This is a genomic window from Alicyclobacillus acidoterrestris (assembly GCF_022674245.1).
GTDB classification, from domain to species: domain Bacteria; phylum Bacillota; class Bacilli; order Alicyclobacillales; family Alicyclobacillaceae; genus Alicyclobacillus; species Alicyclobacillus acidoterrestris.
In genome coordinates this window covers 700,838-714,326 of sequence record NZ_CP080467.1, presented here as the reverse complement: position 1 = coordinate 714,326, position 13,489 = coordinate 700,838, and the positions used below count along the sequence as shown (strand labels likewise).

Sequence of the window (13,489 nt, the reverse complement as noted above, 5' to 3'; positions counted from 1 at the left end):
CATCGGCACTCACCGACCTTTGGCGTCCGCCAAGAGCGACAGGGCGTTGACCGTCGCCACAGCCACCGGACTTCCACCCTTGCGCCCATGGTTGGTGATGAACGGCACGTCCAACTTCATCAACTCCGCTTTCGACTCTGCCGCCGAGACAAAGCCAACCGGCACGCCGACAATCAAGCTCGGTCGCGCTTCGCCACATTTGACCAGGCGAATCAGTTCGAGCAGCGCCGTCGGCGCGTTGCCAATCGCGAAAATCGCGCGAGGATGCGCGGCCACCGCCTTGCGCACCGACACAATGGCCCGTGTCGTCCCGAGGCGTTTGGCTTCGGCCATCACGTCGGGATCGGAAATATAGACATGGACGTCGCCACCGTACTTGACGATTCGCGGCTTACTGATACCCGATTGCACCATCTGCACGTCCGCGACAATGGGTTCCCCCGCGAGAATGGCCGCGACACCTGCCTCGATGGCGTCTGGGTGAAAGACGAGGCTTCGCCCGAGTTCGAAGTCCGCCGACGCGTGGATGACGCGCTGGACCACTTTGAACTGTTCATCCGTAAACGGATGCGGCCCCAGTTCCTCCGTGATAATCTCGAAACTTTTGTCCTCAATCGCCTGTGGCTGCGTCGTCACAGGCTGAAACTCCGTACCAAATTCCATGCCGCGCTACCTCGCCTTCTCCGTACTTCATCATCATTTCACCTGGTTACAGCGGGCCCGAGGACGCGACCAAGCTCTGCCATCACACCGTCCGCTGTCGAAAAACTCGTGCCATACGCCAGCTTGGGGCGACCAATGACAATCACCTGAATGCCCATCTCTATCGCCGCAGCCACCTTATCGTCAACCGCCCCCGGCCCACCGCTCTCTTTCGTCACCATCAACGTCGTCTCGTAGTGTCGATAGAGCGCCTGGTTCAACTCGCGAGAAAACGGGCCTTGCATCGCAATGATGTTCTTCTGCTCAACCCCCAGGGCCACGCACTTCTCCATGTTGTCCACGCGTGGCAACATACGGGCGACTAGGCGGACATCTGGTCGGCCAATCAGTTTGTCGGTAAAAATCTGCAACGTCTTGCTGCCAGTCGTCAGCATGATGCTGCCACCGCGCTCTGCTGCTAGTTCTGCCGCCTGTTCGTATGTGTCGACCACCGTCACGAAGTCATTGCCGCCAAAATCCTGTGTCGCCCGCTCGTACCGGATATAGGGAATCCCTACCGCATCCGCCGCAGCCATCGCCGTGCGGTGCGCCTCTTCCGCGAACGGGTGGCTCGCGTCAACAAGCACCTTCGCGCCCGTGTCCTGTAAGGCTTCACACATCCGTTCGACATCCAAGCGCCCGTGACGCGCCGGAATTCCTGCATCTGTCAGGACCTGTGCCGCGTTTTCGGTGACCACGCTGGCGATGAGTGGATAACCGCTCTCCTGAATGCGCAATGCCAAGGCCCGCGCGTCACTCGTCCCGGCCATGAAGAAGATCATCTGCGCTTCCTCCTTTCCTGGCTGACCACCGCCAACCACTTCATTAAAGTTCACTTCATTAAAGTTCACTTCATTAAAGTTCACTTCATTAATTTCACTTCATTGGCCACATACCGAATCGGCGACCACAGTGACCGGCTTGTCTCGGTGAACGAACCCTTCGATCTCGCCAACCCGCTGGAAAAACTTGTGGAATCGCTCCCCTGGGAACGCGTCCGCCCGGTAGCGATTGACGATGCGCTCCATCAAATCAGGCACCTCGTCGGCGGGCACGCCCTCTGCCACGCGAATCCCGGGTGCCGCATTGCGTCCTGTCGTCTTGCCTCCGAGGAAAATGTCAAACTTGCCCTTGCGAAAGACGAGGCCGATGTCTTCATTCACCGCGCCGTAGCAAGCCATCGCGCAGCCATTGAAGCCGATGCGCAACTCCTTCTCCACCGAGAGCCCGGCGAGGCGCCCAGCAATTTCCTCGGCATACGCGATGCCCTCGTACTTCTCGCCATCGCAGAAATCGCACGCTTTGACCTTAATCACGTCGCCAACTGGCAACACCGTCAGCCCTTGCGCCTGCAACGCTTCGACCAAGGCGTTCGCGTCATCTGTCTGCGTCCGCAAAATCAGTTGGTGCGCCGTGGTGTACTCGATCTCGCCGCTCTCCCCAGCCAACTCCGCCAAACGCGTCAACTGTGCCGCGGTGAACTTCTTGTTCGCGACACCGGGGCTCACTGCGACTTCCAAAATAGAAACTTGCCGCACAGGCGCGGCCGTCGGCGAAAACGCTGTGGAGGACGTTGCCGGTCCACCTTCCGTGAGGCAACGAAGCGCAGCCTCTGCCCAAGCACGGGGTGGCAATGTGACTGCGTCGGCAGGCGTGGCGGACGTCGTGCTGCCCTGTGGCGTTTGTGTTCCAGTTGATGCGCTATCTTTGTGAATACCACTTTGACCGTTCCCGCCCGATGCGCCCTGCATTGCGTTCAGCGACCACGGCTCATTTTCCGGGCGCAGCCGTTCCCCAGGGCGCAGGCGCTGCTGCTCGGTGTCGAGTGTGTACTTGCGCTGGTAGCCGCGCGGCGTGATCATCAAATCGTCGTAGTAGAAGGTCGACGCGTTGCCGATGATGACCGTCGTCAGCATGCCGATGTCGTGCGTCAACATTTCCCCGAGGTTCGTGCGCACGACGTGTTGCCTGTCGCGATACGCGCTCTTGACGAGCCCAACAGGCGTTTCCGGGGGCCGGTATTTGAGCAGAATCGCCTGCGTCTCGACAATCTGTCGCGTCCGCCGACCGCTCTTCGGGTTATACAGCGCAATGACAAAGTCCGCTGCAGCCGCCGCCTCAATGCGACGGGCGATGACCTCCCAGGGGGTCAGGTGATCGGATAAGCTGATGGTGCACGCGTCGTGCATAATCGGCGCGCCAAGCAGGGCCGCGCACGAGTTGATAGCCGAAATCCCCGGAATCACCTCGATTTCCGGGTTATCGCCTGGATGCCAACCACGCTCAATCAACACCTCGTACACAAGCCCCGCCATGCCGTAAACGCCGGCATCGCCGGACGAAATGACCGCGACACCCTTGCCATCCATGGCGAGTTGCACCGCCTTTTGCGCGCGGCTGACTTCCTCCGTCATGCCTGTACGCACGATATCCTGGTTCGTCAAAAGCCCGCGAATTAAATCGACATAGGTGTTGTAACCAATAATCACGTCGCTCTCCTGAATCGCAGCCCGCGCGCGTTCCGTGATATGCTCATACGATCCCGGCCCGAACCCAACAACGAATATCTTTCCGCCCATATGTCACCCTCCTTACAAGACCTGTGCCGCCGCGAGCGAACGTTATCGCGCAAGTTCGCTTTGGACAGCACTTTGGGGCCGAAACCAGTCCAACTGTGCGTGCAATTGCACGACGTCGCCAACGATGATGACGGCAGGCGACGTCAGCCCGCGCGCCTCGACCCTGTCGGCGATGTCGGCCAACGCCCCGACAACCGTCACCTGCTGATCCGTCGTGCCCATATGAACGACGGCAGTCGGCGTATGCGCCGGGCGGCCGTGTGCGATGAGCCGCCGCGCGATATCCCGGAGATGGCCCATTCCCATCAAGATGACCAGTGTCTGGTTGGACGCCGCGATGGCCGCCCACGGCGTTCCGGTCGAATGTAGGCACTCGTGCCCCGTCACCACGTGAAACCCAGACGCGATCGCCCGATGCGTGAGTGGAATCCCCGCATACGCAGGCGCGGCGACGACCGAACTGACACCTGGCACAATCTCGTACGGAATGCCGTGATTCCGCAACGCCTCTGCCTCCTCTGCACCGCGCCCGAAAATGAACGGGTCTCCCCCCTTCAACCGGGCCACCGTATGCCCCGCCTGTGCCTTTTCCACCAAGAGCGCATCGATGTCCCTCTGCGCCAGCGTGTGATGGTGCGGCGCCTTGCCGACGTAGATAAGCTGTGCCCCCGGGCGGGCAAAGTCGAGTAGTTCCTCGGCAACCAGTCGGTCATAGACGACGACATCCGACGCTTCGAGCGCCGCCTTGCCGTTTAGCGTCAGCAACCCAGGGTCCCCCGGGCCCGCGCCAATCAGATAGACGCGCCCCACAAACTGCCCCTCCGTCACGCGCCTTCACCTACCGGCGTAGGATTTGCTTCGTGATGGTGGGGGTGGGGATGATCATGGGCGTGATCGTGCGCGTCGCCATGATGGTGATGTGCGTGGGCGTGGGCGTGGGCGTGATCGTGATGGTGATGGTGATCATGCAAAGCAGCCTTGCGGTATTTGCACAAATCGCAGTTCATGAACGCGTGGCCCGCAATCGCCTCGTCGCGGCGACTGAGGACCACCTCCACCAGATACGGATGCGCCCCGAAATAATCGGCCATGGTCATCTGCACCTGCGGATGCTCGGCCTGTAACGTCGCAAGGACATCTCGCATGCGTTTGATCAGCACGCCGGTGAACAAGAAGTAGGGAACGACGACAATCTGCTTCGCGCCCAGTGCGATGGCGCGGCGCACACCGTCCGACAAACTGGGGAATGTGATGCCTGTAAAGCACACTTCGACCGTGTGAACGCCCGTGTGCTCCCAGATTTGGCGGGCAATTTTGTACAGGTCCCCGTTCGCGTCCGGGTCACTGCTACCACGCCCCATCAACACAATCGCCGTATCTTCGGGCTCTGCGACGGGTGTCGGCAAGTTCAGAAGGTGTTCTTGGTAGCGGGTGGTGAGGAGATCGACAATGCGCTCATGCAACCCGATATTCCGACCGTAAATAATCTCAACGTCTGGGTATTTGGCGCGGCCTGCATCCAAAAACTCCGGAATCTCGAGCTTCGTATGCGAAGCGGCCAAGAGGATGATGGGTACAGCGACAATCCGCGTCGCGCCGGCACGCACACACGCGTCGATGCCGTCGAGGATAGTCGGCGTGGCCAGTTCTAGGAAGGAGACTTCAAAGTGCTTATCTGGTGCGGCCTCGCGCAGCTTATCGACAAAACGGATGAATTCCTCGTTGCCATCGCCATCGCGACTGCCGTGACCGATACATAGTGTGATTTCTTTCATCGTCTGAGCGCCCTCCTGAATGTTATAGGAGGGGTGTTTGCCGCGCCATGGCATATAAAAAACACTCTTTTTGCTATATAAAAAGAGTGTTTGTATACGACATAGGTCGCCCACAAACACCTCCCTATCGACCGTAGGTTATGACGGTGTTCATAGAAAAGGCAGGTCTCCTGGCTCTGGTTCATCACGTTCGACAGCCTTCCCAGGGCCTCACCTTAGCACCCCAGTGGCAATTGTCTCGTTCCCCATTACAGTGGCGGGACCGCATCGGATTTTCACCGATTTCCCTATTAAGTCCACAACATCGTGGACACCTTTTCCGCATATGTGATTTTCGTAGAATTTGCTCGTACAAGTGACTTCATGGTACACGCTGATGGGTATGACGTCTAGTCCTCATTTATGCACGAGATTGGGGTGGGGACGGCTGGGGATGGCGGATCGAGTGGGGGCTGGCGCCCGGGGCGGCTGGGGACGGCGGATCGAGTGGAGGCAGGTGCCCGGGGCGGCGAATAAGGCAGATTTTCTGCTCTATAATTGGATTTTTGCTAGTGGAGCCGAGATTAAGGCATTTAAAATGCCCTATCTACTCAAAATCTGCCCGACAACGGCGGAAATCCACAGAATAGTGCAGTTTTCGTGCCTTATTGCCGCCCCCAAACGCGTGATTGTCTTAATAAGACAAGTCAGGCGCGACTTGTCGCCAAGACGGCGCAAGGCCCGGCTTCTCCCGGCTTCTCCCGGCTTCTCCCGGCTTCTCCCGGCTTCTCCCGGCTTCTCCCGGCTTCTCCCGGCTTCTCCCGGCTTCTCCCGGCTTCTCCCGGCTTCTCCCGGCTTCTCCCCGCCTCACACGCCGGGCGGCTTCAATCGCCGCCCTCGTACCACATTTCTAGCGGCAGCCCGAGCATGTGCTTGCCGATGAGTTCCCGGGCCAAGTGATTGGACGGGCCCATCACCAGACCTGCCCGCGCGTCGCGATACAGCCGTTCCAAAGTCCCCCGCTTGTAGCCGTAGCCGCCGCTGACGTCCATCGCGATTTGTGCCACTCGATTCGCGACTTCAGAATTGTGGACCTTGAGTTCCGTCAGTGGCATCGTCCATTCGTTGGGGCCATACTTCTGCCCACTTTGCTGCCACTCATCGAGTTTCGAAGCTAACTGCGCTTGCCAGGCGAGAGAGCTTTCGAGGAGAATTTTTGCCTCCGCAAGTTGACTGCGGATGACTTGGTAGTCGGCTAACTGCTTCTGCACGTGGGCGTGGGATGTACGTTTTACATGATCAGTCACCTCATCTAAGATACCCCATGCGGTGCCAGCCCAGGTCGCGGACAAGCCGATGAGATAAGTTACGCCGTTCTGAATGATGTCTCGACCGATGCCCTCTTTCCCAAGGCGATCCCGCTCCTCAACATGAACATCTATAAACTGGAGCGATCCACTATGATTACCACGGACGCCAAGTGCGTCCCACGCACCCGCGGTGATGCCATTTTGTCGGCCGTCGACGATGAAATAGGTCAGGTCGTCAGGCGCTTTTGCATTCGGCGTCTTCGTTTGCACAACGTAGAAATCCGCATAGCCGCCACTGGTCGTAAACGACTTGTTGGCATTCAGTAAATAGCCATTGGCCGTCCGCACTGCTTCACTTTCGTTTCGCCAATAGTGTCCACCCGTCACCCGCTCGCTCGTGGAGAAAGTTCCGATGCTGCCGTGTCGGATGGGTCGGAGCCATCTGTCCCACTGATCTTCGCTACCATAGAGATAGATAGCATAGGCCGCGCCCACATGCATGGTGTAAATGAGGGCAGTAGACGGACAAGCGCGTGCAATTTCCTGGACGGCGGTGGAAAAGGCGGTAAAGTTTAACCCAAGCCCCCCCAAATCCGTTGGAAGTAAGATGCCGTTCCAGCCCTCCTCCGCTAGCGCATTCAGATTTTCTCGCGGGTACCTGCCCTCCCGGTCAATCGTTGTGGCGTTCGGGCGGATGACGTGATCGACCAGTTCACGAATGCTGCTTTGCACATATGAGAGCGAATGGGTAGACAACGTATGCGACCTTGCTGTGTCAAAAGACATGATAATGAAAGTGCCCCCTTTACACCGTCTGTTGAATCCAGTACGTACTGCGATATTTCCGCGCAGGATGGTCGTCTAGGAGGAAACTTCCCCGTCCAGACAAGTTATCTCGGAGGGTCGTGCCGCCGTAGGCATGTCGGACCAATCCCCGACGTTGCAGCACGGGAACCACCCTTTCAACAAAGTCGACAAACGTGCCGGGACTCACGGTGTACGCGATGTTAAATCCATCGACGCCTGCCTCGTCCATCCAGTATTCCATGGCATCTGCAATCGTGTCAGGGGTGCCGACAACGACAGGGCCAATGCCACCTATCCCAACAAAATCGGCAATCTCGTCCACGTTCCATGTCTTGTCGGGATCAATCTTTGTGAAAGTTTCGACTGCAGATTCGACCGCACGATTCTTCACATACCGCAAATTTTCGTTTGGCGAATAGTTGGAGAGGTCAATCCCTGTCCATCCGCCAAATAAGGACAATGCGCCATCGTAACTCGCATGCGCTTTATACTCGGCATACTTCTCTTCGGCCTCCGCCTGGGTGCGCCCGACAATCGGCGTGAATAGCGCCAACACGCGAATCTCCTGTGGATCACGCCCGATCCGCTCTGCCTCCTGACGCAGCGCACGAACATACACTTTGGCAATATTCACGGTCGGCACACTGATAAACACGCATTCCGCATGCTTTGCAGCGAATGCCCGACCGCGTGTCGACGTCCCCGCCTGATAGAGGACAGGAGTCCGTTGCGGCGACGGCTCACATAAGTGGATACCTGGAACCGAGGAGTACTTGCCGCGGTGTTCGATGTCATGCACTTTCCTTGGATTCGTATACATACCACTGGCCTTATCCCGAATGACTGCATCATCCTCCCAACTGGACTCCCAGAGCTTGTAGCAGACTTCAAGGAATTCCTCAGCCCTGTCGTACCGCTCGTCATGACTGACTTGCTCGTGTAATCCAATGTTGCGAGCTGCGCTATCGAGATAGGAAGTGACAATATTCCATCCCACGCGCCCCTTGGTCAAATGGTCCAAAGTCGACATCCTTCTGGCAAACGTATATGGATGCTCGTAGCTCACCGAAGCTGTGACGCCGAAGCCGAGATGTTTCGTCACTTGCGCCATGCAGGGGACGACCAACATGGGGTCATTGACAGGCACCTGGGCCGCATCGCGGACCGCTGCATCGCGTGAACCTTGATAGACGTCGTAGACGCCAAGCACGTCTGCCAAAAATACTGCGTCAAAGCAGCCGCGTTCTAGGAGGCGGGCGAGTTCCACCCAATATTCCATATCCGTGTAGCGATATGCCTGGTCTTCTGGGTGCGTCCACAACCCTGGGGACTGATGACCGATGCAGTTCATATCAAAGGCATTTAAGTACATGCGGCGTTTCGCCATGTCGCTCCCTCCCAGTTCCAATCTGGCGTAGATTACGCGTACCAACCGGGTTTCGGCGGCTCATCGTTCACATACCAATTTCCGATGTTCTTAAACTTGTAATCGATTGGATTGTGAAGGGTGTGCGTCCGAACATTCCGCCAAAAGCGATCAAATCCATGGTTCTTCGTTGCCGAATGCGCCCCCATGACCTCAAACACCTGGCTGGTCACATTCAGCGCAACCTTGCTGGCGAGCGCGTTGGCTGCGGCAGTGTGTACGGCGACACGCCCGCGCTCATCTGACGTCAAGCTGAACTCTTTCTCCCATGCCGCATCAATCGAGTGCCCAGCAGCATCGAGAAGACTGGTTGCTCCTTGCAGTTCCACCCACATGTCTCCATATTTGCGAAGGGTATATGGATCGCGATGGGCAGCATTCACACCCGAGGTATACCAAGGACGGGATTGGGTTCGCGTATACTCTTTTGCCGCTTCTAAGGCGCCTGTTGCACTGCCGGCAAAGATGTTCGCCAAAATCATCTGCGACAAGGGTGCGTCAATGGTCGAAAACGGTGATTTGTTCGCCAGCGGAACCGCGATGATCTCGTGCGGTTCGACAACGACATCTTGGAATTCCACAGTCCCACTGTCGGTTTGGCGTTGGCCTAATCCGTCCCAGTCGTCATGGACCAACACACCTTCACGACGAGTTGGGATGACCGCCGTGTACAGCGCAGCTGGATCATCTCCTTCTACCCACGACACCAACAGCCTGTCGGAGTCCTGCGCACCTGTGCAAAACGATTTCCGTCCGTTGAGCACAACCCGGCCATCCTCCCTGTTGCCGCGCAACCTCTGATCGAGCGGATTAAACGCATTGCCCCAAAACCAATTGTGCTTTGCGGATTCAGTGTAGAAATACCGTTTTTGCTCTGGTGTACCGACTAAGTGTGGCGCGACCAATTGCAAAAAGTGATAACCGTATAAATGTGCGAGCGATCCGTCAACTTTTGCGAGTTCCCGCACGATGCGAAGCACCGTCGACCAAGTTTCTCCACCTCCGCCATACCGCTCGGGAATTAAAAGGGTCAATAAACCACTTTCACGAAGCATATCCCGCTGGCGTTTCGCGTTTCCTCCGGCTTGTTCACGCTCCACTGCATCTACAGCAAACGCTTCGGCCAATCTTTGTACGGATGCCCAGATGTCGTCTTGTACTGCGCTCGAAATCGTCATACGCTCACTCCTGTCATCTCTACACCACATTTTGCTGGACGCCTGTCTGAACGCCTGTCGCACTCCGCGCACACTACCACGCGAAGGAAACTAGGTAACAATCGAATCCACATCTCTTTGTGCGGACCCGGTGCCCGCTGGCGCCATTTCCCGTGTCGGCTGAAGAAAAAAGTGCGTGAGGAAACTGCTGATGACGTAGAGAATTGCAAACGCCCACACGACACCAACTAGCCCAAAAATCTGGTTGAACAACGCAACGAGCACGGGGCCGATAAAGTTACTCAATCCAGCACCAAGATTCAGTACCCCCATCGCCGCGCCTCGCTCATTCGGCGCCAGGTACGGCATCAGTGCGGACAGCGGCACGAATGCTGACACGCATGCACCGAACAAACAAGCGATGACCACAGTCATCCAAAAATTGTGATGAAGCGCCACGGGCCCGTAGTAATACAGTAGGGTCGTCAGCGCACACCCCAACCCGCCAAACCATTTGATGACGTTGCGCCAGCCAATTTTATCTCCAACGATGCCCCAGATAATGTTAAACACCATGTTACTGATCGATTGGTCACCCCAAATTTGCAACCATTGGGAAGTCGTAAAATGTAAGGAGGTCGTAAAAAAGACTGGAAAGATGACCACCAGTCCGTACCATGCAGCGGTGTTGATGGTCCGCACAATGCCACCTACCGTCACGCGTGGTTGTCTCCACAAGATGGTGACACCAGTTGTAAATTCCCGAATGGCGTGCTTCGAAGCGCGTGGCGTCCGCTCCGGCGGATCGTTTACCAAGAGCAGCCCCCACACGCCACCGATGAGAATCCAGGCGATGGCGCTCCACAGGGTGCCCATGTAGCCGAAAATCGAGAGTGTAAAGCTCGGGTAATAAGAACCGACAAACCCAATTCCCCCAGCGAACATGAACCAAAACAACCCCATCGCTGAAGCGAGCTTGCTTCGCTGAGATCGATAAGTGACCCACACGATGAAGGAGAACGCAAATAGCGGATAACCAAATCCCCTCAACCCATACATGACCAACATGAGGGCATAGTTCTTATCGTGAAGTCCCAATAGGAACCCAACGTCGAACACAACCCATATCACAAAACCAAGGAACATGACACGGCGTGTTCCCCAAACTTGAGACAATACGCCCGCTAACCATGACGCAATGGTGAGCGTAATCCCATATACGCTAAAGACCGTGGCACTTTGTTCAATAGAGAACCCTAGTTGGACGATATACTTCGACAAGAAAGCCTGCTCGACACCATCTCCCACCATAAACAGGAATACGGAGACAAATCCCCACAATACCTTCCCGTCCATACCAAAGATTCGGTATATTACGTTTTCTTTCAGCTTGACGATATCGCTCATTCATCCACCTCTCTCTTCATGCTCTGCTGCGCCGAAACCCGGATTCCTCTCTCCAAAAAAATAAGGCACGGAGTCTTTGAACTCCGTGCCTCTGGTGGTCCAGTCGGCCTTAGCGCGCGATTCATTTACGTATAAGTTGAGGTCATTTTATTTTGAGTATTCAGGTTTGTCAACAGGGATTTTGTCAGTCCACTCAACCAGAAGTCGCGCTTCGAGACATGTTGTAGGCAATCACCTGTTCTGGGGGCTAGAATCCAGAGACAGTTCATGTTTCAAGCGATATATACACATAATGATGTAATCATGTATTTACGTATCCCCATAATTATCTATCGATATATTTCGAAACGAAATCTCCGTGCATACGCCCATATGTATAGACGGACATGCAACTTGTGTGAGAAGGGGACATTCACCACGGCCACGAGGCTCAAGAGTCATTGACGGTTATTCAGAACGAAACCATCTCATTCACAACGGCAGATGTCAACGTAGCCCCCGGTTATCACTCGTACCAATTAGTAGCTTCACTTACGAACGCACTTCTCAATGCGGCGAACGTCGTGGGTCCGGTCACGTTTACTGGCGTTTCATTGGTGTAAACAGTTGTAAGAAAAACGAAAAAGGCAGACGTCATCACGACGCCTGCCCCAAATGGTTGATTTACGCAGTGAAAGATGCACTTTGTGTCGAACGTTTATTGACCTTGACTGTAACCAGACTCGCCAGTGCCACGAAGATAGCGGAAACGACAATAGTTAGAATGTACGCCCCCGCGATACCTGTCTTGGCGATACCCCCAGTGAGAATCCCGACCCAGCAGAAATCTGCATCTCCAAAAGTCGTATTCGCGAGCCCGAGTTTCCCCAGGGAAGCCAGCAACAAAGCTGGCAATACGGTAATCAAGAGACCATTGATAAACGACCCAATCGCAGCGCCACGACGTCCGCCAGTGGCATTCCCAAAGACGCCGGCGGTTCCGCCATCAAAGAAATGCGGGACCATGCCCGGAATAATCAGCGCAAGCCCCAATGGGCCCATCAGGAACATACCGATGAGTCCACCAATTAAACTGGAGATAAACCCAACGATGACTGCAGTCGGTGCAAACGGGAAAGTGGTTGGACAATCCAGCGCAGGGAGTGCGTTGGGCACAATTTTTAGCGCGATGCCCTGGAATGCAGGGACAATCTCCGCGAGAATCATCCGCACACCCATCAGCACGACAGCGATACCTGCACCAAATGTGAGACCTTGCGTCAGCGCGAACATCACGTAGTTGCTCCCCTGCGTGTAACTCACAATGGATGCGGCACCGGCAATGACGGCCAGCACCACATAGATGATAATCATCGTCAGCGTCGTCATCACAAGGGAGTCCCGAAGGAATCCGACTTTTGGAGATACCTTGATTTCTTCAGTGGTTCGACTGTTCTTCCCGACCGCCTTGCCCACGGCAGCCGAGATAATATAACCAAGAGAATTAAAATGACCCAGTGCAAACTCCGCGCCACCGGTGACCTTCCTCATAAATGGATGAACAAAAGCTGGCATAATCGTTCCAACCGTACCCAGCAAGATACCACCAATGATGGACTCGTTCGCGCCGGTGATTCCAGCACTTCCGAGTACTACGGCTAAAACGGTCGCCATGAAGAACAGATGATGCCCTGTCAGGAAGATGAACTTTGCTGGCGTGATGCGGGCTAAAATGAGATTGACCACGAATCCAAGCGCCATAATAATGGCCGTCTGTGCGCCAAACGACTTCTGTGCCAGCGCGACAATGGCCTCATTGGTGGGAACGACGCCGTGTAGGTGTAGCCCAGCCTGGACCATATTCCCAAACGGAGAGAGTGCGCCACTAATGATGTTGGAGCCACCTGTCAAAATCAAAAATCCGACGATCACCTTCAGCGTACCCGTAACCGTGTCACTAACCGACTTGCGTAACGCAATCAGCCCAATGAGCGCCATGATTCCTACGAGGAGCGGCGGCTGGCTGAGAATTTCGTTCACGATAAAATGAAGAACAATCATCCGTCATCCTCCTATTTTTGTACGACAGGTTGCAATTTTTCCTTCATTTCATTCTTGTCCACGTAGTTCGTGATGGTAATGACCGGCACATTCTTGTCTGCAAGCATCGTTGCGAATTCGGATGATGTTACGATGATATCTGCGGTTTCTGCCTTGGCTGTCCCGATGTCCGCGGTAGCCACCGTCGCTGTAATGCCCAACTCGCGCAACACGGACTCAATCGTCATGCGCAACACCATACTGCTTCCAAATCCCATGCCACAAACCGCTAGAATTTTCATGGTTCTTTTCCTCCTGTTATTGGGGT

The 13,489-nt window shown here is 55.7% G+C and carries 12 protein-coding genes and 1 riboswitch; of the genes, 1 reads left to right on the top strand and 11 read right to left on the bottom strand.

Going from position 1 to position 13,489, the window contains the following annotated elements; translation table 11 throughout:
• Positions 1 to 9: 9 nt before the first annotated feature.
• The 9 genes from K1I37_RS03325 to K1I37_RS03285 all read right to left on the bottom strand — a co-directional run bounded on the left by K1I37_RS03325 (position 10) and on the right by K1I37_RS03285 (position 11,142).
• Entirely contained in the window at positions 10 to 663 is a 654-nt protein-coding gene (locus K1I37_RS03325; RefSeq protein WP_021298338.1) for a precorrin-8X methylmutase, read from the bottom strand.
• A 38-nt stretch (positions 664 to 701) separates the two neighbouring features.
• On the bottom strand, positions 702 to 1,484 hold the full coding sequence (gene cobK, locus K1I37_RS03320; RefSeq protein ID WP_021298339.1) for a precorrin-6A reductase: 783 nt from the start codon (positions 1,482 to 1,484) through the stop codon (positions 702 to 704).
• A 99-nt stretch (positions 1,485 to 1,583) separates the two neighbouring features.
• Positions 1,584 to 3,281 carry a precorrin-3B C(17)-methyltransferase gene (cobJ, locus tag K1I37_RS03315; protein ID WP_021298340.1) on the bottom strand — a complete coding sequence of 566 codons (1,698 nt, stop codon included), beginning with the start codon at positions 3,279 to 3,281 and terminating at the stop codon, positions 1,584 to 1,586.
• A 42-nt stretch (positions 3,282 to 3,323) separates the two neighbouring features.
• Positions 3,324 to 4,109: a uroporphyrinogen-III C-methyltransferase gene (gene cobA, locus K1I37_RS03310; RefSeq protein WP_021298341.1), complete on the bottom strand. Its 786-nt coding sequence runs from the start codon at positions 4,107 to 4,109 to the stop codon at positions 3,324 to 3,326.
• Positions 4,106 to 5,056 carry a sirohydrochlorin chelatase gene (locus K1I37_RS03305; protein ID WP_021298342.1) on the bottom strand — a complete coding sequence of 317 codons (951 nt, stop codon included), beginning with the start codon at positions 5,054 to 5,056 and terminating at the stop codon, positions 4,106 to 4,108. Before K1I37_RS03305 ends, cobA begins: the two co-directional genes overlap by 4 nt.
• Positions 5,057 to 5,199: 143 nt before the next feature.
• Positions 5,200 to 5,389, bottom strand: a riboswitch (cobalamin riboswitch).
• Between the two features lie 530 nt (positions 5,390 to 5,919).
• Positions 5,920 to 7,131 carry an acyl-CoA dehydrogenase family protein gene (locus K1I37_RS03300; RefSeq protein ID WP_021298469.1) on the bottom strand — a complete coding sequence of 404 codons (1,212 nt, stop codon included), beginning with the start codon at positions 7,129 to 7,131 and terminating at the stop codon, positions 5,920 to 5,922.
• Between the two features lie 19 nt (positions 7,132 to 7,150).
• Positions 7,151 to 8,539 (bottom strand): LLM class flavin-dependent oxidoreductase, encoded by a 1,389-nt coding sequence (locus K1I37_RS03295; RefSeq protein ID WP_021298468.1) that lies wholly within the window; start codon positions 8,537 to 8,539, stop codon positions 7,151 to 7,153.
• A gap of 32 nt (positions 8,540 to 8,571) precedes the next feature.
• Positions 8,572 to 9,756, bottom strand: a complete 1,185-nt coding sequence (locus tag K1I37_RS03290) for an acyl-CoA dehydrogenase family protein (RefSeq protein ID WP_021298467.1) — start codon at positions 9,754 to 9,756, stop codon at positions 8,572 to 8,574.
• Positions 9,757 to 9,846: 90 nt separating this feature from the next.
• Entirely contained in the window at positions 9,847 to 11,142 is a 1,296-nt protein-coding gene (locus K1I37_RS03285) for an MFS transporter (protein WP_021298466.1), read from the bottom strand.
• 440 nt (positions 11,143 to 11,582) lie between these two features.
• Here K1I37_RS03285 and K1I37_RS03280 point away from each other — a divergent pair, with 440 nt between their 5' ends.
• On the top strand, positions 11,583 to 11,744 hold the full coding sequence (locus K1I37_RS03280) for a hypothetical protein (RefSeq protein WP_161624392.1): 162 nt from the start codon (positions 11,583 to 11,585) through the stop codon (positions 11,742 to 11,744).
• 61 nt (positions 11,745 to 11,805) lie between these two features.
• On the opposite strand, the gene K1I37_RS03275 is transcribed toward K1I37_RS03280, so the two are convergent.
• Positions 11,806 to 13,182: a PTS ascorbate transporter subunit IIC gene (locus tag K1I37_RS03275; RefSeq protein ID WP_021298465.1), complete on the bottom strand. Its 1,377-nt coding sequence runs from the start codon at positions 13,180 to 13,182 to the stop codon at positions 11,806 to 11,808.
• Between the two features lie 11 nt (positions 13,183 to 13,193).
• A complete protein-coding gene (locus K1I37_RS03270) occupies positions 13,194 to 13,463 on the bottom strand; it encodes a PTS sugar transporter subunit IIB (protein WP_021298464.1) in 270 nt (89 codons plus the stop codon).
• Between the last annotated feature and the right edge of the window lie 26 nt (positions 13,464 to 13,489).